21 protein-coding genes and 3 pseudogenes are annotated in these 21,821 nt (G+C 30.0%); 20 read left to right on the top strand and 4 right to left on the bottom strand.

Annotated elements, in window-relative coordinates:
- From WKS98_RS02770 to WKS98_RS02715, 12 genes and pseudogenes are all read left to right on the top strand, one after another.
- Positions 1-322, top strand: a 322-nt coding sequence (locus tag WKS98_RS02770; RefSeq protein ID WP_498916695.1) for a hypothetical protein, incomplete at its 5' end; no start/stop codon positions are given.
- Positions 322-2,187 (top strand): hypothetical protein, encoded by a 1,866-nt coding sequence (locus tag WKS98_RS02765; protein ID WP_498916693.1) that lies wholly within the window; start codon positions 322-324, stop codon positions 2,185-2,187. The genes WKS98_RS02770 and WKS98_RS02765, both read left to right, overlap by 1 nt.
- Positions 2,180-3,571, top strand: coding sequence for a hypothetical protein (locus WKS98_RS02760; RefSeq protein WP_498916692.1), 1,392 nt, complete (start codon positions 2,180-2,182; stop codon positions 3,569-3,571). The genes WKS98_RS02765 and WKS98_RS02760 overlap by 8 nt, the downstream gene beginning before the upstream one ends.
- A gap of 1 nt (position 3,572) precedes the next feature.
- Complete coding sequence (locus WKS98_RS02755) at positions 3,573-3,974, top strand: phage holin family protein (protein ID WP_498916690.1); 402 nt, start codon at positions 3,573-3,575, stop codon at positions 3,972-3,974.
- Positions 3,975-4,784 (top strand): N-acetylmuramoyl-L-alanine amidase, encoded by an 810-nt coding sequence (locus WKS98_RS02750; protein ID WP_498916688.1) that lies wholly within the window; start codon positions 3,975-3,977, stop codon positions 4,782-4,784.
- 154 nt (positions 4,785-4,938) lie between these two features.
- On the top strand, positions 4,939-5,550 hold the full coding sequence (locus tag WKS98_RS02745) for a TetR/AcrR family transcriptional regulator (protein WP_498916686.1): 612 nt from the start codon (positions 4,939-4,941) through the stop codon (positions 5,548-5,550).
- Between the two features lie 17 nt (positions 5,551-5,567).
- On the top strand, positions 5,568-6,149 hold the full coding sequence (locus WKS98_RS02740) for an MptD family putative ECF transporter S component (RefSeq protein ID WP_498916684.1): 582 nt from the start codon (positions 5,568-5,570) through the stop codon (positions 6,147-6,149).
- 24 nt (positions 6,150-6,173) lie between these two features.
- Positions 6,174-6,875 carry an energy-coupling factor transporter transmembrane component T gene (locus WKS98_RS02735; protein WP_498916682.1) on the top strand — a complete coding sequence of 234 codons (702 nt, stop codon included), beginning with the start codon at positions 6,174-6,176 and terminating at the stop codon, positions 6,873-6,875.
- Positions 6,868-8,259, top strand: coding sequence for an ATP-binding cassette domain-containing protein (locus WKS98_RS02730; protein ID WP_498916678.1), 1,392 nt, complete (start codon positions 6,868-6,870; stop codon positions 8,257-8,259). Before WKS98_RS02735 ends, WKS98_RS02730 begins: the two co-directional genes overlap by 8 nt.
- Positions 8,260-8,283: 24 nt before the next feature.
- A complete protein-coding gene (locus WKS98_RS02725; RefSeq protein ID WP_498916676.1) occupies positions 8,284-9,999 on the top strand; it encodes an ABC transporter ATP-binding protein in 1,716 nt (571 codons plus the stop codon).
- A 10-nt stretch (positions 10,000-10,009) separates the two neighbouring features.
- The gene (locus tag WKS98_RS02720; protein ID WP_498916675.1) at positions 10,010-11,746 is read left to right on the top strand and encodes an ABC transporter ATP-binding protein; all 1,737 of its coding nucleotides are present in this window, start codon (positions 10,010-10,012) and stop codon (positions 11,744-11,746) included.
- A 270-nt stretch (positions 11,747-12,016) separates the two neighbouring features.
- A pseudogene (locus tag WKS98_RS02715) lies at positions 12,017-12,310 on the top strand (sigma-70 family RNA polymerase sigma factor); the annotation flags it as partial.
- A 61-nt stretch (positions 12,311-12,371) separates the two neighbouring features.
- On the opposite strand, the pseudogene WKS98_RS02710 reads toward WKS98_RS02715, so the two are convergent.
- From WKS98_RS02710 to WKS98_RS02700, 3 genes and pseudogenes are all read right to left on the bottom strand, one after another.
- Positions 12,372-12,515: pseudogene (locus WKS98_RS02710) on the bottom strand (relaxase/mobilization nuclease domain-containing protein); the annotation flags it as partial.
- Positions 12,492-12,755: pseudogene (locus tag WKS98_RS02705) on the bottom strand (plasmid mobilization protein); the annotation flags it as partial. The pseudogenes WKS98_RS02705 and WKS98_RS02710, both read right to left, overlap by 24 nt.
- A gap of 119 nt (positions 12,756-12,874) precedes the next feature.
- The gene (locus tag WKS98_RS02700) at positions 12,875-13,006 is read right to left on the bottom strand and encodes an IS3 family transposase (protein WP_412368029.1); all 132 of its coding nucleotides are present in this window, start codon (positions 13,004-13,006) and stop codon (positions 12,875-12,877) included.
- Between the two features lie 86 nt (positions 13,007-13,092).
- Between WKS98_RS02700 and WKS98_RS02695 the strand changes: the two genes are divergently transcribed.
- Genes WKS98_RS02695 through WKS98_RS02680 form a run of 4 tightly spaced genes read left to right on the top strand, consistent with a single transcriptional unit; the run spans position 13,093 to position 16,888 of the window.
- The gene (locus WKS98_RS02695) at positions 13,093-13,302 is read left to right on the top strand and encodes an SHOCT domain-containing protein (RefSeq protein WP_412368026.1); all 210 of its coding nucleotides are present in this window, start codon (positions 13,093-13,095) and stop codon (positions 13,300-13,302) included.
- Between the two features lie 59 nt (positions 13,303-13,361).
- Positions 13,362-14,924 (top strand): recombinase family protein, encoded by a 1,563-nt coding sequence (locus tag WKS98_RS02690; protein WP_498916673.1) that lies wholly within the window; start codon positions 13,362-13,364, stop codon positions 14,922-14,924.
- Positions 14,917-15,333 carry a recombinase family protein gene (locus tag WKS98_RS02685; RefSeq protein WP_019131795.1) on the top strand — a complete coding sequence of 139 codons (417 nt, stop codon included), beginning with the start codon at positions 14,917-14,919 and terminating at the stop codon, positions 15,331-15,333. The genes WKS98_RS02690 and WKS98_RS02685 overlap by 8 nt, the downstream gene beginning before the upstream one ends.
- Complete coding sequence (locus tag WKS98_RS02680; RefSeq protein WP_498916701.1) at positions 15,326-16,888, top strand: recombinase family protein; 1,563 nt, start codon at positions 15,326-15,328, stop codon at positions 16,886-16,888. Before WKS98_RS02685 ends, WKS98_RS02680 begins: the two co-directional genes overlap by 8 nt.
- Before the next feature lie 180 nt (positions 16,889-17,068).
- On the opposite strand, the gene WKS98_RS02675 is transcribed toward WKS98_RS02680, so the two are convergent.
- Positions 17,069-18,013: an Abi family protein gene (locus WKS98_RS02675; RefSeq protein ID WP_498916671.1), complete on the bottom strand. Its 945-nt coding sequence runs from the start codon at positions 18,011-18,013 to the stop codon at positions 17,069-17,071.
- A gap of 390 nt (positions 18,014-18,403) precedes the next feature.
- On the opposite strand from WKS98_RS02675, the gene WKS98_RS02670 reads away from it, so the two are divergent.
- The 4 genes from WKS98_RS02670 (at position 18,404) to WKS98_RS02655 (ending at position 21,815) form a co-directional block, all read left to right on the top strand.
- Positions 18,404-19,123, top strand: a complete 720-nt coding sequence (locus WKS98_RS02670; RefSeq protein WP_498916669.1) for a hypothetical protein — start codon at positions 18,404-18,406, stop codon at positions 19,121-19,123.
- Between the two features lie 1,040 nt (positions 19,124-20,163).
- Positions 20,164-20,487, top strand: a complete 324-nt coding sequence (locus WKS98_RS02665; RefSeq protein ID WP_498916667.1) for a PadR family transcriptional regulator — start codon at positions 20,164-20,166, stop codon at positions 20,485-20,487.
- Positions 20,480-21,028, top strand: a complete 549-nt coding sequence (locus WKS98_RS02660; protein ID WP_498916665.1) for a DUF1700 domain-containing protein — start codon at positions 20,480-20,482, stop codon at positions 21,026-21,028. Before WKS98_RS02665 ends, WKS98_RS02660 begins: the two co-directional genes overlap by 8 nt.
- A gap of 1 nt (position 21,029) precedes the next feature.
- A complete protein-coding gene (locus WKS98_RS02655; protein ID WP_498916663.1) occupies positions 21,030-21,815 on the top strand; it encodes a DUF4097 family beta strand repeat-containing protein in 786 nt (261 codons plus the stop codon).
- The last annotated feature ends 6 nt before the right edge of the window (positions 21,816-21,821 follow it).

Raw genomic sequence — 21,821 nt, 5'->3', positions numbered from 1 at the left:
ACCTCTACCAAATTCTTATGATTTGGAGTTTAGAGACATAGAGGCAGATACTGGGGGAGAGACAGAGGCAGGAACTATTCAGAGAGATATTGTTAGAAATAAAGTAGCAAGTATTTCTGTAGGTTTTTCTTGTAGTCCTAAGCTTGTAAAAACATTGAGTGGTTTTTCTAACAAGTCTAATCTTAAAGTTAAATACTTAGATACAGAAACATTAGAATTAAAAGAGACACAAATGTATATAGACAAGTTTCAAGTCAAATTAATAAAAGATACTTCTTATAAAGGATTGTGGGAAGTATCTTTTTCATTGGAGGAGTACTAATGTATCCAATAAGCAATGAATATAAAATAGCAATCAAAAAGAATTCTCGTAAATTTTACTGGACGGGAAATATCATCTTAAAAGACGAAACTACTATTCCCTTTACCAATAAAGATATTCTTAAAGGGTCTGGATACATTCATCGTTCATGCTCTGGATCTTCTGAACTTGAAATAGGTACAGTTTATGCTGGAGAGTTTGGAATCAGTCTTTTTTCAAATATAGATAGGTATTCTCTAGAGAATTCCAAACTAGAACTTTTTTATCATCAAGAATTAGAGAATAAAAAGATAGAAACCATACAAATGGGAATTTTTGATGTCACTGAAGCAAATAGGTCTAAGAAAATTTTAGAACTAAAAGGCTATGATTATATGCTTAGGTTTGATAAGAATTTTCCAGTAACAGATACCTTTGGTACAGCTTTTGAATTACTTACATTATCATGTGAAAAGTGCAAGGTAGAACTGGGAATGACAGAAGATGAGGTAAAATCTTTTGTAAATGGAGAGGAAGTTCTGGCAATTTATCAAGACCATGATATAGAAACTTACAGGGACTTTATTCACTATATAGCATCAACTCTTGGTGCTTTTGCTGGGGTCTCTCGTGATGGTAAATTGGTTTTAAGAAAGTATGCAGAAAGCATATCAACTGAAATTAAAACAAGAGAAAGATTTTCTTCATCAATATCAGATTTTAAAACAAGATATACAGCCATCAACTCAACAAATGCAAAGACTAAAATAGCTGAATACTACTCTTTAGAAAATGATGATGGGTTAACTATGAATCTTGGAATAAATCCTTTAATGCAATTAGGACTTCCAGAAAAAAGAAAAAGAATGTGTGAGGCTCTTCTTACTGAAATTTGCAAAATTCATCACACACCTTTTGATATGGTAACAATAGGAGACCCAAGTCTTGATGTAGGAGACAGAATAGCTATTTCTTACGAAGAAGAAAAGATTGAAGGACTTATTACTGACATTGAATATAAAATAAATAGCAAGCATAGAATTCTTGGTGTAGGAAAAAATCCCTATTTATCTAAAGCTAAGAGTAAGAATGATAAGAATATAGTAGGACTTTTAAATCAAATTGAATCTGAAAAATTAGTAGTTCATGCCTATTCTAATTACTCTGCCTTTAGTCTTTCTACAACAGATACACCAATAATTCGTATAGAATTTGCCTCCAATAAAGAAACGGAGGCAATTTTTAATGCATCTATTTTGTTAAATATCATCTGTGATACCGAAGAAAAGACAAGAAAGATTTCAAGGAGTGTCAAGAAGCAAGTAGAGGTTTTAAATAACGATGGAAAATCCTATGATCCTCCAAAGTTTGAAGAAAAAGAAGAAGTAGAGGAATTAGACTTTATTGAAAACATAGAAATACCAACAAGGATAGTTATTACTTATGTTTTCAATGATACGAAAATAGAGCATCACATTCCAAAGGAAACCTACCTAAGTGGCGACCACATTCTAAATCTTTTCTATCCACTAACTAAACTACAGGAAAAGACTATGAACAATTTCTCGGTATTAATTAGGCTTGAATCAGGTAAGGCTATGATTGGAAAAGATAACGCTCTAGCAGCTATTTCTGGTCAGTCTCTTGGTTATACGGAGGCTTGGGATGGAAAGATTAAGATTGATGAATCCTGGAAGAGAATAGAACTTAGTCATTCATTTGTGCTTAGGAAATTAAAGGCTGAATACAAAGTAGAAAGACAAGTCCCAAGGCCACTAGTATTTAATGAAAAGGTAGGAAGATTCAAATATCAAGGATTGATGCTTGGAAAATATACGGAAGAAATCACTACAGAATTTAAAGATAAGGAGGAAGGAAATGCTTAAGGGTAAATCAGTCATTGAACTAACTGATGTGAGGACAAATAGGAAGGAGATATATGAAGATGAAAACTTAATAACCAATGCAGTCTCAGATTTATTAAGACTGAATCCATCAGGTCTTATGTATCCATTAGATAATGGAACAGTTCAGTTTAAAGATGAAATATTTCCCATAGCTAATAAATGTTATGGTGGAATATTATTATTTGAAAATCCTTTGGAGGAGGATTCAAATAAAATAATTGCACCTTCAGACAATCCAATTATTGGTTATGCATCAAATGATGTTAATGATACTGACAATTCCAAAAGAGGATCTGCTAACTTGACGGAATCCAAACCAATAGATAGAGGATATAAATTTATATGGGACTTTTCAACCTCACAAGGAAATGGAAGGATTTCGTCCTTAGCTTTAACTCATTATAGAGGAGGCAAAAGCTTTTATGGGAACTCTTATGACAGAGAATCAGGAATTCTTATGTTAAACAAGGTTAGTACAAAAACGGACAAAGCTGTTCTATCTTATTATGCAGGTCTTGTTGAAGTAAACTTAAAAGACCAAAGTTTTTATTCTATTTGGCCTATGCCCGATAGACAAATTCAAATAGCTAAAATCAAGGAGTCATTTTTCAATATAGGACTTAATGATACGATTTTAGGTATGCCTACACAAGATGTTGAAGTAAATTATATTAAACCTGAAAAATTTTTTCCTAGTAGATATAGCATTAACTGTTCCTTCCATGATGGAGAAGATGGATATTGGTATGGATTTTCAACGGAAGGGGAAACGAACAGCAGGGGAAATGCTGAAATATATACGATAAAAATAAAGAAAGATGATTTGTCATTTACGGAGGATAAATGGACTTTGGAAAATGTACAACTAATGTATATAGGACGGTATCCTAGTTCAGAAAATGAAAGCCACTATCGAACGATAGCTAGCGTTGTTAGAGGCAAATATTTGTATTGTTTAAATTACAAAAAAAATGGTGTTTATAAAATAAATATTAATAATCCAGTGGACATTACATTGATTAATTTGGAAAGCGAAGTTGATATATTAAGAGGAGAATATACAAATCAGTATTTTTACAAATATGGGGATTATATAGGAACCAGACAATTTTTAATTGATAAAAATGACAATGTTATTTATACAGCTACTGTTGATATGAAGTTTTTAACTTCACCTTTAATTAATATTGGTCCATTTATGATTGGTTTTGATACAGATTCTGGTTATGGAAATTATACTCTTTATAAACTTCTATTCCTTCACACGCAATATCTTGGAACAATTAATAACCTATCAAGTCCAATATTAAAAACGGCAGATAAGACAATGAAAATAACTTATACATTAACTGAGGAGGAATAAAATGAACAAATTCTTTGAAATACTAAAAGTATGTTTTACAGCTATCGGAGGATGGTTGGGATTTTATCTTGGAAGTGTAGATGCTTTTATATACACACTACTTGCTTTTGTGATTGCTGACCATCTAACAGGAGTTTTAAGAGCAGGGGTTGAAAGAAAGCTATCCTCATCCATAGGATTTAAAGGGATAGCTAAAAAGATTATGATTTTTATAGTTGTAGGAATAGCAAACCTATGTGATGTAAATTTAATTAAAGGTGATGGAACTATGATAAGAACAGCCATCATCTTTTTTTATATAGCAAATGAAGGTCTTTCTATTTTAGAAAATTCTGTAGCTTTAGGTTTGCCAGTACCAGAAAAATTAAAAAGAGTATTGGAACAATTCAAGGAGGAAAAATAAATGAGTAATAGCCCATTAGTACAAGCAACAATTCTCTCACCTAACCATAGCGGTAGAAGAAATCAAAAGATAACGAAAATAGCTATTCACCACACAGCTGGAGTTATAAATGGTAGAAATCTTGCTGGAGTATTTGTGCCAAGGTCAAGACGAGCATCAGCTAACTACAACTTAGGTTCAGACGGAGTTATTGTTTTAGGGGTTGATGAATCTAACAGAGCGTGGACGACCTCATCTTCCTGGTGTGACAATAGAGCAGTAACAATAGAAGTAGGAAACTCTACGAGAGGACCTCAGTGGTTAGTTTCTGATTATGTTTTAAATAGACTAATTGATTTGGTGACAGACATCTGCAGAAGAAATGGAATCTATCCTTGCACCTACACTGGAGGTAAGGATGGTGTTCTTCAAAAACACGAATGGTATAAAAGCACTAACTGTCCTGGTCCATATCTTGGCAGCAAGTTTTCATATATAGCAAATGAAGTAAATAAAAGACTCAGAGGGAATAATACTGTTAGTAAAACAACAAGTGGACTATATAGAGTTAGAAAATCCTGGTCTGATGTAAGTAGCCAGAAAGGTGCATTTAAGAATCTAGATAATGCCAAAAGATGTGCTGATAGATTTAGGTTAAAAGTATTCGATGCTAATGGCAAGATAGTATATCCAGTTGGGAAGACAATCGACCAATTAGCCAGAGAAGTTATAAGTGGAAAATGGGGAAATGGAGAAGAAAGAAAAAGGAGATTAACTCAAGCTGGATATGATTATTATGCTGTTCAGAAAATAGTAAATAAATTAATTTAATACAATAATTAAAGCCTGATAGATTTCTAATTTAGAAGTTTATCAGGCTTTTTTATGTGGTAGAGTAGAGCAAAATTTATAATTTGATTGATATTGAAAATTTTTTTCAATTAAGCTATAATAAAAACCGAGGGAATCCTCGGAAAATAATCGAATGATTGGAGGTATTTTATTGAAAGATAATGAAACAAAAGTTGGTCAAATTAGAAAAAAAGAAATTCGAGATGCAGCAATGAGATGTTTTTTGAATAAAGGATTTCAGAATACAACAATGGAAGATGTGATTAAAGAAGTTGGCATGAGCACAGGTGGTGTCTATCATCATTATAAAAGCACAGCTGAAATGCTTAAAGATTTAATGCTTGATGGAAATCAGTATAGAAATAATTTAATTGATAATTATTTAGAAGCTCACATAGGTCAAGATAAATATGAACAGATGAGTGAAATTTTAGTGGATAAGTGTCTACCAGATACAGATATTACTAAGGTTTATTCTCTTTTATTACAATCAAAAAAATATAATGAAGATTTAGAGAAGATGTTTCAAGATTTGAAAACAGAAACAGTAAATCAATTAGATTCAATATCTAATAAATTAGGAATTGATTCAAAGATTTTTGAAGATGGTTTTTTAGTAAATTATATAAATGGAATGATATTAAGCTCGCAAGTTCTTAATGCAAGAGATTCATATGATGAGAATAGGAAATATCTAAAAGATACAATTTTAAATTATATTTTAGATTTAGAAAAAAATAGATAACTAAGGAGGTTTTAGAAATGAATAAGAAATTAGAAGTTAGAGATTTAATTAATGTTGGTTTGTTTGCAGTACTTGGGTTTATTTTTATGCTAATAGGCTCATTTACAGGTATGGTTCCTGTTTTGATGCCAATTGTTCCCTTAGTACAGGGGATCTTAGTTGGACCTAGTAACATGCTTTTTTCAACAAAAATTAAGAAGCCAGGAATGCTTTTTATTCAAACAATACTAATATCTTTAGCTTATGTCATTATGGGTCATGGTCCATGGGCACTTTTAACAGGAGCAATTGCAGGATTTATTGGAGAAATAATATTAAAATCAGGCTCTTATGACAGTAAAGGAAAATCTAGATTAGCATTTTCTTTTTCAAGTCTTTGTACTTTAGGAAACTATGTTCCAATTATCATCTCAAGAAATGAGTATGTACAAGAGCTTTTAAATCAAGGTTATAAGCAAGAATTTATTGACACGATGATGAAAGTTATGCCTGATTGGATTTTAATAGTCATGGCTATTTTAGGATTTATTGGTGCTTTTGTAGGTTGTAGCTTAGGAATTGTGTTTTTGAAAAAACATTTTTCAAAAATTGGTAAGTAAGAATTAGGGAGCGGGTTATTAGATATGATAAGGATAGATTTTAGAGCAAAATTATTTTTAATGTTGGTTATTTCTTTTATTATGACAATTGGAAATATTCAAAGTCTAAATCCTATATATTATGTATTAATATGTATGCTCCCTACTTTTTTATTATTTTTATCTGGACATATAAAATCTGGGATTAAAGCAATCATATTTTTTATAATATTGAATATTATAGAAATTAATATTAGGGAATTAAATGATTCTATAATATTATCACTTATACACATAGTTATAATTATAATAAAAAGAGTTTTTGCACCTATGGTTATGGGAAATTATATAATTTTAACAACTAGTGTAGGAGAAGCAATTTGTTCATTAAAAAAGGTGAAGTGTCCTGATCAGATAGCCATTCCTGTTGCGGTTATGGTTAGATATTTTTATGCAACAAGAATTGAGTATAGACAAATAAAACAAGCTATTTATTTGAGGGGTATAAGTTTTAAGAAATTTCTTAAGAATCCTATTTTATTAATTGAATATAGGATAATCCCACTATTGATGACTCTATCAAATTCTGCTGATGAATTGACAGTAGCTTCATTAACTAAGGGTCTTGCTGTCAATCAAAACAGATCAAATATTAGAGAAGCAAAGTTAACATTTGCTGACTATTTAATTTTTTTTGTTTCTATTTTGGTTTTATTTTTTTATATAAGAGGTAGAAAATATGCTTAAAATAAGAAAGCTTGATTTATCTTTTGATGGTGAAAATATCTTAAAAAATCTAAATTTTGAATGTAAAGCTGGTGAAATTACAGTTATTACAGGACATTCTGGATGTGGAAAAAGCACACTATTAAAAACAATTAATGGAGTAATACCTGAATACCTTGATGCTAATATTAGTGGAGAAATAAAATATAACAACCTAGATTTACTTAGTAAAAATATATTTGAAAGATCATGTATTATTTCAAATGTATTTCAAAATCCAAAATCTCAATTTTACTGTATGAATTCCACTGAGGAGTTAGCCTTTCAGCTAGAAAATAGAAATACTGACAAGTCAGAGATAATCAATAGAATAAAGAAATACTCAAAACTCTTGAATATAGAATACTTATTAGACAAAAATATATTTGATTTATCTGGTGGAGAAAAGCAAATGATAGCACTTGCAGCTTGTGCAATTTCTGAAAATGATATTATCTTATTAGATGAACCATCTTCATCATTAGATAATGAATCTATAGATAGGTTAAAAGAAGCCTTAGCGACATTAAAAGAATTAAACAAGATAATAATTGTTGTGGAACATAGATTGTTCTATTTAAAGGATATAATGGATAAGCTATGTATTATTGATAATGGGTCTTTAAATTTATACGAAAAAGAAGATTTAAATGATTATAATTTGAAAGTTATTGCAGAAAGATATGAGCTTAGAACATTTAATAAAATAGAGAAAAGTGATTTAGAGATTAATAAATATTATAAAGTAAATTTATTGGATGATAAAAATAATTTCAGCAATGGAGATTTATCATGTCATAATTTTAAGAAAAAATATGAAAATAATAAAATTTTTGACTTTAGTATTTCCTTTAATAAGGGAGTAAATTTTATTATTGGAAAAAATGGAATAGGGAAAAGTACTTTCATTAAATTATTGACTGGTATCACAAAAGGTTACGGAGATGTATTTGTTAATCAAAAAAAAGTTACAAAACAAAATAAAGAAATTTTTATGGTAATGCAAGATCCTAGCTCTCAGCTTTTTACAGAAAGTGTATTATCGGAAGTATCAACAGTAAGTGAAGATAAAAGCCTAAATGAAAAAATGTTGGAAAAGATGAGATTATTATCAAAGCTTGAAAAACATCCTCAAAGTTTATCGGGGGGAGAGAAGCAAAGATTGTTGATTGCTATAGCAAGGCTTAGTAATAAACCTATTATTATCTTAGATGAGCCTACAAGTGGATTATGTAAACCACAGATGAATACATTAATTAATTTCTTACACGATATGGAGAAAGAAGGAAAACTCATTATAATTATTACACACGATTATGAGTTTATAAAAAACTGTGGAGGTAATATTTATGAGTTTTCAAAATAAAATATTTTAGAATGGAGGAGTGTTGTGGACTATTTAAAACGCATTTGGGAATATGCAGAAACAGAGAAAAAGTCGATTAAACTTGCTATTATTCTTTCTAGTATAGGGGTTTTATGTGGAATTATGCCATATATTTTTGCTAGCAGCATTATAAATAATCTAATTCAAGGGAATCATGATACTAAATATTATATGTTACTATGTCTTTTTATATTTCTTGGATATAGCTTAAAATCAATTTTATATTCATTTGCACTAAAAATTTCTCATAAAGCAACCTTTTCAATTTTAAAGAACTTAAGAATAAGTATAGCTCAAAAACTTCCTAGAATGCCTTTAGGAAAGATAATAGACACAAGTAGCGGAGAATTTAAAACAACTATTGTTGACCAAGTAGAAAAAATGGAAAGACCATTAGCTCATTTGCTTCCAGAAATGACGGCAAACATATTAGGACCGCTATTTATCATTATTTATTTATTAATCATTGATTGGAGATTGGCAATTCTTTCTTTAGTTTCAATTCCAGTTGGTATGATGTTTATGGGTTTAATTATGAAAGATTACGCAAGTGATTATGCTAAATCTGTTGAGGTCAATACTAATATGAATAAGTCAATTGTGGAATATATCAATGGAATTGAGGTTATAAAAACTTTTAATCAGGGTGAGAATTCCTATTCTAAATATGAGAATAGTATTTATGCAAATGCTGAATATTTTTATAAATGGATGAAGAAGACCCAATTTTCTATGTCGTTATCTAAAGCAATATCACCTACTACTTTGATAACGATACTGCCTATAGGTTTTTTGATGTATATAGGTGGTAGCCTAGAAATTAGTAGTTTTATAATGGTCATAATACTTTCATTAGGAGTAGCAGGTCCTTTATTAGCCGCAATTAATTTTATTGACAGTTTAGCACAAGTAGGAACAACAGTTAATAGAATAGATTCTATTTTAGCAGCTGATGAACAGATTCATAGCGATAATATAACTTATTTTGAGAACTATGATATTAAGATTAAGGATTTACATTTTGCATACGATGAAAACAAAGAAATTTTAAAGGGCGTAGATTTATTTGTAGAAGAAAATACAGTTAATGCTTTAGTTGGACCTTCAGGTTCTGGGAAGTCCACTATAGCAAAGCTTATTGCTGGGTATTGGGATATTAGTGATGGAGTAATTACTATTGGAGATAAAAATATATTAGATATTCCACTTAGACAACTATATGATTTGGTAGCATTTGTATCTCAAGACACTTTCCTTTTTAATGATACTGTGATGGAAAATATAAGAATGGGAAAGGTAAATTCTAGTGATGATGAAGTAATAGAAATGGCAAAAGCTTCGGGTTGTCATGAATTTATTATGTCATTAGAAAAAGGATACCAAACGATAGTAGGTTCTGGGGGAAGTAATTTATCTGGTGGAGAAAGGCAAAGAATTACTATAGCTCGAGCTATGCTTAAAAATGCACCAATTCTTATATTAGACGAAGCAACAGCTTATATAGATCCGGAAAATGAAGTTAAATTACAAGAATCAATTTCTAAATTAATAGAGGGAAAAACTGTTATAATTATTGCTCATAGACTATCTACTGTAACTGATGTAGATAAGATTTTTCTAGTTGAAGATGGGAAAATATCTTGTGCTGGTAATCATGAAGAATTACTAAACAAAAGCAATACTTATAAAGATATGTGGAAAGCAAATCAAAAAAAATAAGGAGTGCAAAATGATTAGTGGACTTAAAAAAATTTGGAACTTTGCGGCTCTTGAGAAATCTAATTTAAATGTCTCTGTGGTCTTTGAGTTTATTTACGCTATATTTAATATGTTACAGATTGTGGCAATTTACATTGTATTAAACTCAATCTTTTCAGATAATAAAAATATGAAAGCTTCATTAATAGTTTTAATATTACTAACTTTAAGTATTATTGGAAGAAGCTATTTTAATTCTCTTGCCCAACTTAAACAGGTACACACAGGATATTTTATGGTAGCTAATAAAAGAGTAGAAATAGGGAAACTTTTAAAAACTGTACCTATGGGATATTTTAATAGAAATAATACTGCTTATATAACAGGAATAACTACTTCAGTATTGGATGATATAGAAAACACTGCACCATTTATTCTAGTAGGTGTATTAAGTGGTTTAATAAATTCAATAGTTTTTACTTTAATGATTTTTATTTTTGAATTTAAACTAGGATGTATTGTTTTTATAGGAACATTATTATACTTGTGCGCCGTATCCTATATGGAAAAGAAGTCAAGAGCCAGTTCTGCTGCTAGGCAAAAATCTCAATCAGAACTTGTGCAAAGAACTTTAGAATATATACAGGGGCTTTTTGTAATAAAAGCTTTTAATCTTGAAGGTATAAGAGATAAGGAAATAATATCGTCTATTACTAAGAATGAAAAAGTAAACTTAGAAATGGAAGGAAGTCTTACTCCATATATCATAATTCAAGATATTATTATAGCTTTCTTTAGTGTCATTATGATAGCAACATCATTGCAATTATTTTTTAAGGGAAGTATGAATATTTCAGACGGGATAATGGGTATAATAATGTCCTTTCTAGCCTTTAATCATATAAAATCAACGGGTAGTGTATTAGCAACTTTAAGACTAGCAACAAGTTCTATTGAAGAAGTTGAAAAGACTATGAGTATGCCTAAAATAGATATAGATGGCAAAAACATAGTTCCGGAAAAATATGATATAGAATTTAATGATGTTTCTTTTTCCTACGAGGATAAAAAAATATTAAAAAACATATCTTGTAAAATTAAAGAAAATACAATGACTGCAATTGTAGGACTTTCAGGTTCAGGGAAAACAACTATGTGCAATTTAATTTCCAGGTTTTGGGACATTGATAAAGGAAGTATAAAGGTAGGTGGAATAGATATAAGAAAATATAAGCTAGAATCACTTATGGAATTAATAAGCACAGTTTTCCAAGACGTCTATTTATTTGAAGATACAATTGAAAACAATATAAAATTTGGGAAACAAAATGCAAGCCATGAAGAAGTAGTTCAAGCTGCAAAAAAAGCAAGATGTCATGAATTTATAGAAGCTCTACCAGAAGGATATAACACTATTGTTGGAGAAGGGGGAGCAAGTCTATCAGGTGGAGAAAAACAAAGAATTTCCATAGCAAGAGCTATGCTAAAAGATGCAGACATAATTATATTTGATGAGGCGACAGCAAATATAGACCCAGAAAATGAAGATAAGCTTAAACAAGCTATAGAATTATTAACAAAAAATAAAACAGTGATTATGATTGCCCATAGACTAAAGACAATCAGAAATGCGGACCAAATTTTAGTCTTAAAAGATGGAGAAATAGTAGAACGTGGAAATCATGAAAAATTGATTGAAAATAATGGACTTTATTCTGACCTTATAAATGCAAAGGCTAAGGCAGAATCATGGAAATTAAATAATTAATATAGAATGGAACTATAAACAATATTAAATTTTAAGATATAGTGACTTAATGAACGGAGACTAATATGAACATAATTAAAACAAAAAATAATACACCTTTTTTCTTTAAGTTATTATATATACAGTATAGATAATTCATTTGTAAAATTAAATCTAGTTAATATCAGAAAGAGTTTCTTTCATTTTAGAGGACTAACCATGCCCAAGAGCAGGAGTCCTCCTTTTTTTGTCTGAAAACATAAAGACAAAAATAGAATGGAGGAAACATAAATGACAAAAGAATATTACCTTTATGTCGGTGGGCAAAAAATCAAAGTAAGCGAGCAGATATACAAAGTCTACTGGCAAGAAAGAGAACATGAAAAATATTTAGAGCAGGTGGACAGAAAAAACCACCTGCTTTTCTTTTCCTCTTTGGATCATGATGGGAATTTTGTAGATAACATCACTGATGAAAGCGTTGATGTAGAAAAGATTGTTGAAACACAGATGATGATTGAGGCGGTCAGAAATGCTATATCAAAACTAAACGATGAGACGTGGATAGTAATACAGGCCCTTTGGGCCGCATGAGAAAAGGCTGGGGGATATTTATTTTGTTTCAAAACATGCTATAGAATATGATCTTTCGTGCTTTCATAAATTGAATATGGGCAGTAGATGGATGACATTTAAATGAAGATACCAAGATTTTTTCATCATTTTTTTCACTCTTGGTAATATAATATATTGCCAAATTTGGAGTTGATTCAATTTTATTCTTGCAAATAACACCAGTTGTATTAGTAGCTTTTGCAATCTGGTTTATTTTATTTGTTACATTTGAAAGCACCATTGTAGGTTTCTAAATGGTTCTAAATCTACAACATAAATTTCTTTTTCTAATACATATTCTAAGAAAGTGGGATATAGTTTTGCGATTTGCAAGTTTAATTTTCTTTTTAAAAACTTCCTTTTCTTCTTTGGTTAGTTTTATTTCTATTCTTTCATTATTAAATCTATTTGCCATTTTATTCTCCTTTATAAAATATATTTCGGGGTCTTAGGGTTCTCCCTAACAAGGTAAAGATTAAAAAAATGGAGCATTCCGTAAATGATGTGTACCAAAAAAACTGGACACATTAATATTTAGTTTACATTTATGGATGCTAACCTATACAAAGTAGGTGGCATCCATTTTGTTTTCTTCTGAATCCTTTCACTGTTATAGTAGTATATATATTCATCGATTGCTTTTGAAAACTCTTTACTCAAAAACACTTCCTTTGTCCTAAGGAATATAGAGATAAGGAAATATAGGTTAAAAATAGCCTTAATTTCTTTGCCTATGATATAGGAGGTGGAGTATGAGAGTAGAAAAGTTGGAAGGCAGAAAAGAAATTTTAAAAACTGAATATACAGAAAGAGATTTAAAAGCAGAGATTAACTTTTATCTATCGGATAAATTCATCCAAGACCTCTTTCTTTTAGATGAAATTAGCCTTGAAGAATATAGAAAAGTTAGGAGAGAAAACATTAAAAGATTCAGACCCATTCTTTCAGAATTAATGCTATAAGACTTGATATATACTCATTTGTACGGGAATATAGCACTAAGAGAAAGAGAGGTGAGACGATGAAAAAGATAACAAAAATAGAAGCAAATCAAAAAGAAGAATCTATATTAAGAGTTGCTGCCTATGCAAGAGTATCGACAGATGAGGAAGCTCAGCTTGTGAGTCTTAAAACGCAAAAAGCACACTACGAAAAGATGATAGCAGAGAACAATTCATATACTTTTGCAGGTCTATACTTTGATGAAGGCATCACTGGAACAAAGAAAGAATGTAGGGATGGACTTCTAGAAATGCTAAAAGACTGTGAAGACGGAAAAATAGACTTTATCCTAACCAAATCCATCTCAAGGCTTGCAAGAAACACAACAGATTGTTTGGAAATCGTAAGGAGACTTCTCGATTTAAACATTGGTATCTATTTTGAAAAAGAAAACATTGATACCAGGACAATGGAAAGCGAGTTGATGTTATCCATACTTTCATCCCTTGCAGAAAGTGAGTCCAGGTCTATATCAGAAAATAACAAATGGTCTATAAAGAAAAGATTTCAAAATGGAACCTTTATCATATCAAGTCCACCCTATGGCTATGAGAATATAGACGGAAAGATGGTAGTGAATGAAGAAGAAGGAAAAATTATAAAAGAAATATTTGAAGAGTATCTTTCGGGTAAGGGAACACATAAAATTGCAGAAAACCTAAATAAAAGAAAGATTAAAGGACAAAAAGGAGCAAGCTGGCACGGGTCGACTATAAATGGAATCTTAAAAAATGAAAAATACACAGGGGATGTTATCTACCAAAAGACTTATACAGATGAAAATTATAATAGACACAAGAATAAGGGAGAAGAAGACCAGTATAAGATAATAGACAACCATGAAGCCATTGTAAGTAGAGAGGACTTTGAGAAAGTTCAAGACCTAATAAGGATAAGGGCTATAGCAAAAGGAAATGGAGAAAACACAAAAAGATATCAAAATAGATATAGCTTATCAGGAAAAATCAAGTGTGGCGAGTGTGGTTCAAGCTTTAAGAGAAGGCATCACTATAATGGCAAAGAAAAATATATAGCTTGGACTTGCAGTGAACACCTTAAAGATATTAATAAATGTTATATGAAGTTTATTAAAGACAAGGACATAAAACTGGCATTTGCGACTTTAGTAAACAAGCTAGTCTTTGGAAAAGATAGTATCCTTACACCACTCTTAGAATCCTTAAAGAGAGTGGACAGCAAGGAAGAAGTCGAGAAGATAAATGGAATTGAAGAAAGACTAGAAAAACTAAAGGAAAGAAAAGAGGTTCTAAGCAAACTAATAACTTCGGGAGTTTTAGATGCAAGTGTTTACGCAAAAGAAAGCAGTGAAATTTCTAGTGAAGAAAGTTATCTACTCAGGGAAAAGGAAAGAATTAAAAAAGCCATCCTTGGAAATGATGAAGAAATAAGAGAACTTGAAAAATTAATAGGAATCTTAGGAAAAAGTGAAATGATAGATCACTTTGAAGATGACTTGTTTGAAGAAATCATTGACCACATTCAAGTTGTTAATAGAGAGACCCTTGATTTTCATTTAAAGTGTGGACTTGTACTTAGAGAGGAAGTGAAAAATAATGTCTAGGTTATGTTATGGCTATACCATAAGAGACGGAAGATTAGAAATTCAAGAAAAAGAAGCGGAGAATATAAGAAAAATCTTTAAAAACTACCTTGCTGGCAATGCCCTTATAAAGTCAGCAGACCTTGCAGGCGTGAAGAAAAACAGCTCCAGTGTAAAAAGAATCCTTACCAATAAAAAGTATTTAGGAAATGAAATCTATCCCAAGATAATAGATAGAGAAAGCTTTGAAAAAGCAGGTCAAATGTTAAAAGAAAGGGCAGTGGCCATGGGACGAGTTTGGGAAAAGGAAGAAGAGATCATTAGAGTTCCATGCAAGTTTAGATACAAAAGTGAAGAAGTTCTACCACTAGATCCCTTTGAACGAGCGAGTTATAAGTATAGGTTAATCAAGGTGATAGATGATGAATAGCAAGGTCATAGTAATACCAGCGAAGAAGAAAAAAGGAAATTCCATCAAGGAATCAGAAAAGAAGAAACTGAGAGTGGCAGCTTATGCGAGGGTATCAACAGATAGCGATGAACAAGCAACTTCTTATGACACTCAAGTAGACCACTACACAAATTATATAAAGAAAAATCCAGATTGGGAATTTGCGGGAGTTTTTTCTGATGAAGGAATCAGTGGAACATATACCAAGAAAAGAGCTGGCTTTAATAAAATGATTGAAGAAGCCATGGAAGGAAATATCGACTATATTATTACAAAGTCCATATCGAGGTTTGCCAGAAATACCCTGGACTGCTTAAAATATATTCGAAAACTTAAAGAAAACAACATCCCAGTCTACTTTGAAAAAGAAAACATCAACACTATGGACGCCAAGGGAGAAGTTCTTCTTACCATTATGGCATCTCTTGCTCAACAAGAAAGTCAGTCTTTATCACAAAATGTGAAGCTAGGTTTTCAATACAGATTTCAACAGGGTCAAGTCCAGGTAAATCATAATAGGTTTTTAGGCTATACAAAAGACGAAGAGGGAAAACTTGTCATCGTTCCTGAAGAAGCAAAAATTATAAAAAGGATCTATAGAGAATATTTGGAAGGGGCAAGCCTACGAGATATAAAGGAAGGATTAGAGAAAGACAAGATAGTAAATGGAGCAGGAAATAAGAAGTGGCATGTATCGAACCTCAATCAAATTTTAACCAATGAGAAATATATGGGAGATGCCCTCTTACAAAAAACCTATACAGTAGATTTTCTAAATAAGAAAAGAGTAAAAAATGATGGAATAGCACCTCAATATTATGTAGAAAATAGCCATGAAGCCATCATACCAAAAGAAATCTTCATGCGAGTCGGGGAAGAAATGTACAGACGAGCAAATATGGTGAGCGGAAAAGGAAAGAGAAGAATTTATTCAAGTAAATACGCACTTTCAAGTATTGTCTATTGCTCTAAATGCGGAGATATTTACAGGAGAATAGCATGGAATAATAGAGGAAAGAAATATACTGTTTGGAGATGCTGCACAAGAGTAACCCATGGACCAGAAGCATGTGAAGCAAGAACCATAAGAGAAACTGATCTACAAGATGCAGTAGTTGAAGCTATCAATCAGCTTATATCGGAAAGTAGTGAATTAAAAGAAATAATAAAAGAGAATATTGAAAAAGCCATCACAGGTGATGAAAGTGGTAGGATAGAAGAAATAGACAAAGAAATGCTAAAAGTTCAAGAAGAACTTTTAAAAGTAGCTAATGCCAAGAAAGACTACACTGGACTTGCAAATAAGGTAGAAGAATTAAGAAATGAAAAAGAAAAGATACTCCTAAGTATTGCAGAAAAGAAGAACGAACAAAGCAGGCTAAAGGAATTAGAAGAGTTTTTAGACAATCAAGAATTAGAAATAGAAAGCTATGATGAAGATTTGGTAAGAAAACTTATAGAGAAGATTATAGTTTATGATGAAAGTCTTAAAGTGATATTCAAATCAGGACTTGAAGTTGAGATAGAAAATTGACAAGGATAAAAAGTAAATATACAATATAACTAACAGTACCCGACACGCTTCTTAGTATGAAGCGGACCTAGTCGGGTCTTTTGATTTTACTTAATAGACTTAATATAATTGGTATAATATTATCATAAGCAATTAAGAATAATCTTTAGCAAATAAAAAAATAAGTAGTTAAGTTAATAACTACTTATTAGGAAATCCTGAAATTGCAAATATGGCATCAATTGATATACTAGTAAATTTATCTTCATATTTATTTTTGATGGAGCTAATTGATGAGATTAAAGATTGGTATTCTTTTTCAGGAATAACTAGTTTAAGGACCAATATTAAATCGTGTAAATTTTTTCCAGTATAATTCTCATCAAAAAACTTTTCAAATATAGCGGTTTGACCAGCTTTATTCAATGAGAATGAATACATGACTTCATCATGGGCACAAACATTTCTGAAAAAATTACAGATTTTAATTATATCTATAAGTTCAGTTTTACTAATTTTTTCTTTAGACTGGTAACTATCTTTATATCTTTCACCAAAATCTCTAGCAATTTCATTTTGAAGAGATTCATCTAGGGAATTATAAAAGTAAGATATATTTCCTAAAGTAAGGAAATTTACAAGAACCCAAAGAGGAATATGGTCATGCTTTTTTATATAATGCTTAATAGGTTTCTTGCCATTTGAATTTTTATTTTCTCTACTTATGGCATTGGATAATGTCCCTATATTTTTCAAAACATAATTTAGCTGATGCTTTGATGCAGAATAATTTTCAATTTGTAAGTAAGGATATAGTCCATCTCTGTATAAGTCTGAAAAATGATAAGCACAGGATGTTTTTAGAAGTTTCTCAAAACGGAGCAGAGAAGAAAAAACCACTTCTTTTAATTCACGATCCATTTCATGAAGAGCATAAATTTCTTCAAAACTACTACCAGCTTTATATACATCATCTACCTCATTAGAAGATGTATTATCTAAAAATGGAGTTTTGTAGCCATTGATAAGGTTATAGTAATTAACTTGTGATAAAATAATCTTAGCATATTCTGGATTATTAATGTCTAAACCTCTATTTGAGAGTATTTCAATTTGTTCATCATAAGTTTTAAATGGTTTACTCATATATGCACCTCATAAAAAAACGCCCCGCCACGTATGGCAAGGGCTTGTTCCTTAACTAAATTATAGCAGAATTATACTTAAAGTCAAGGATTGTAAGAAATAATTTTTTATGATGTATAATCAAAGATAGACATATTCCCACATACGAGGCTTTCCTAAAAAATTAAAATTTATCCATACTGACCACTCAAGCCATTGTGAGTGTGTGGCGTTGTTGACAAGGGACTAAAAGGGAATAGCTGAAAAAATGCGATAAAAAATTAGGAGATATTAAAAATATAATATTAACAAATGAGTCCATAGGTAGTTAGTGAATATAATTTTATTGAGGTGATTTTTATTAAATATGTAGTCAATAATATTGAATTTATAATTTCTACGTGCATATCAGTGCTAGCTATAATTGTTTCAGCAGTTGTTGCTAAAAATATACTAAAAAAAGAATTGCAAGAAAATAGAAAATTAGAACTTGAATTAAAAAATGCTGAAATTTTACAGCAAGTGAGAAATTATAATAATACATTAGTAATAAGACAAATAGACAACTTGATAGAAATATCTTTTGAAATAATTGATTATTTGAATGAAATAGAAAGTCTAATGTTGTCAAATAAACTCTTTTATTTACTAGAGGACATTTCAAAAATTCCAACTATGATTAAGAGGTACGATTTGTTTCGGGAATTTGCCGCGGATTATAGATTAAATACTATCAATAAATATAATTATCTTATTAAAAAAATAAATAAAAACAAACATAGGTTTAAATTATTAGAAAATACTATTGAGTTCAACAAAGTAAGGATATCAATTGAACTTCCAGATTTTGAAGAACTAATGGATGATATAATACGAGATACTAAAATTTGCCAAAATATAATTTTAGAAACAAATAAGCTAGAGGAAAATATATTAACCACTGATGATGACAGAATAAATTATATGAATAAAAAAATTGAAAGTGAATTAAAAAATAAAATTTTTTCAAATAAAAATAGTTATGATGTCTTATATAATGAAATGTCATGTGCAATAAGTTTATTATATAAAATGCAACCAGTAATATCTGAATTTATAATTGACTTTGAGGAAGATGAAAACAATATATAAATATTAAATAATGTAAAGATTTTGTAAATATTAGCGGATGTATGCAGTTTTAAATATATTATCATCAAGAATATTATATTATGTTGTAAGATGAAAAACTTTTGAAAATAAATTCTTCAAGATTTATGGATATTTTATTTAAACATCCAATTTCAAGCATAAGCACAACTTAATTTTAAGTAATACTAACGTGAGACTAATAAATGAACGAAAAACAATTGTAATAAATATTTGTAGAAACAATCAATTAGCTTATTTCTAAAAGCAGCGAATTAAAAGAAATAATAAAAGAGAATATTAAAAAAGCCATCACAGGTGATGGGAGTAGGCAGATAGAAGAAATAGACAAAGAAATGATGAATGTTCAAGAAGAGCTTTTAAAAGTAGCTAATGCCAAGAAAGACTACAGTGAACTTGCAGACAGGGGTGGAAGAGTTAAGGAGTGAGAAAAAAATATACTTCTTGAAATGGCAGAAGAGAAGAATGAACAAAGCAGACTAAAGGAACTAGAAGAGTTTTTAGAAAACCAAGAATTAGAAATAGACAGCTATGATGAATAATTGGTAAGGAAACTTATAGAGAAGATAGTTGTTTATGAAGAAAAACTAAAAGTAATATTTAAATCAGGACTTGAGGTTCAGATTGATTAGTAAACAGCTCATATTAAGAGCTGTTTTTGATTTATTCAATACATGACATATGACCTCCTATAGGAGTAGATTGAAAGTTCAGTTTAGGGGTTTTGTATGAATAAATTTTGTTTTAGATATTAAATATAAGTCGACTTAGGAAAATGTTGAAAATAGCATTTTATTTGTTCATGATAAGGATATCTAGACATATCCACATCAAGAGATTTTAATGTTATAAAACATATAGTATCATGACTTGCTGCTCATATAGAGGCATCAATAGTTAATATAAGAATACTAAGAAAAACACAATTAAGCTATTGACGAATAATACTATACGACATATAATATAGACAAGGATACTATATGACATATATCATAATAAGTTTAAAAGTGAGGTGATTGGGATTGTTTGAAATAGATACTCGAGTTTTAGAGCTATGTGTTTTAATAGCAATCGATAAGGAAGATACCTATGGGTACAAGTTGACTCAAGAGTTGTCAGATGAATTTAATATTTCAGAATCTACCGTTTATCCAGTATTAAGAAGGTTGCAAAAATCCAATTATCTTGCAACATATAATAAATCCATAGATGGAAGAAATAGGCGATATTACACTTTAACAGATGATGGGAAAAAGGAATTGGAGAAGCAATTAGAAAGCTGGTCAGAGTATAAAAATACAGTAGATGATTTTATTACGAAAAGTAAGGAGGGTAGATATGATTAGGAAATCTTTTTTACAAACTTTGGATAAAAAATTAAAGAAATTTGATAATAATGAAAGAGAAGAGGCAATTCTATTTTATTCAGAGTTATTTGATGAAATGAATTTAGCGGATGAAGATGAAATACCAAATCAATATGATGTAAATAAAATTGCTAGGGAATTAAATTTATCTACGAAAATAGATGATTGGGATACTGAAAATAGTTCAATTAAGAAAATTTTTAAAGGTATACCAATAATTGCCTTAAGCATTTTATCGATACCAACAATTTTGGTAGGATTAATAGTACTCTTGGCTTTATTATTTACAGCTATTTTTTTAATAGCTGCTACTTATTTCACAGTAATCTTATTTGTTATTGGAACAGTTAAAAATTTCTTTTTAGGTGGATTTTCGATATCAAGTTTATGTTTGCTACTGGGAGTAATACTTTTAGTTATTTCAGCAACAGGGATATTGATTGAAATAATCAACCTAATTGGGAAATTAATAATAAAAAGAATCAAGGAAAAAACATCAATAGTTAGAAGGGGGTTTTAATATGAAAAAGAAATTATGGATTACCTTGGCATTGGGTATAGTTTTAACGCTTGTCGGATGCAGTATGGGAGGAAAACTAAATCTAAAATTATCTGAAGATGAATATTATATTGACAAAAATGGGTTAGATCCTGTAGTGGCATCTAGTTATACAGGAACAAAAAAATTTGAAAAAATCAAAGAATTACAAATTGATACAAATATTACAAATATAGAGTTAATATCCAATACACGTGAAAATTACAATGTAGAGATTGAAAATTTAAAATCAGACTATGTGAGTCCTATAGAGGTTGAAGAAAAAAATGATGTAATTAGTATCTCTAATAAGCTATTAAAACAAAAACCAATAGGAATACTAGACGAAGAATCATCTAAATTGAAATTGGTAATTGAAGGACCTATCGAAAACATAGATAAGATTTCTATAAATGATAGAGTTGGTTCAATAAGTATTAAGAATGCATCGCTTAAGAATGTAGGGATTAAGGGTAATGCAATTGATGTTGATCTTACTGATTCAACGATTAACAAATTAAATCTTGATTTAGAATTATCAGATTTAAGTATGAGTTCTACAAATATTAGTGATAGTAAACTAAATTTAAATAAATCTCGAATATTTGGAGAAAAAAATGAGTTTAAAGGAGATAATATATTGAATTTCTCTATTGTTGAAGGCGAACTTGGTTTAAAAAATTATGATGAGATATTTAATCAAAATACGTCCGATAAAATAAAATTAGAAGGTAAACTAAATAGATTTGAATTTATCAATGAGAGGTGAAAAGAT

Origin of the sequence: Lagierella sp. ICN-221743, from assembly GCF_037890055.1 — a bacterium.
Classification (GTDB): domain Bacteria; phylum Bacillota; class Clostridia; order Tissierellales; family Peptoniphilaceae; genus Mediannikoviicoccus.
The sequence above is the reverse complement of the archived record's forward strand: the minus strand, read 5'-3'. Positions and strand labels throughout refer to the sequence as shown.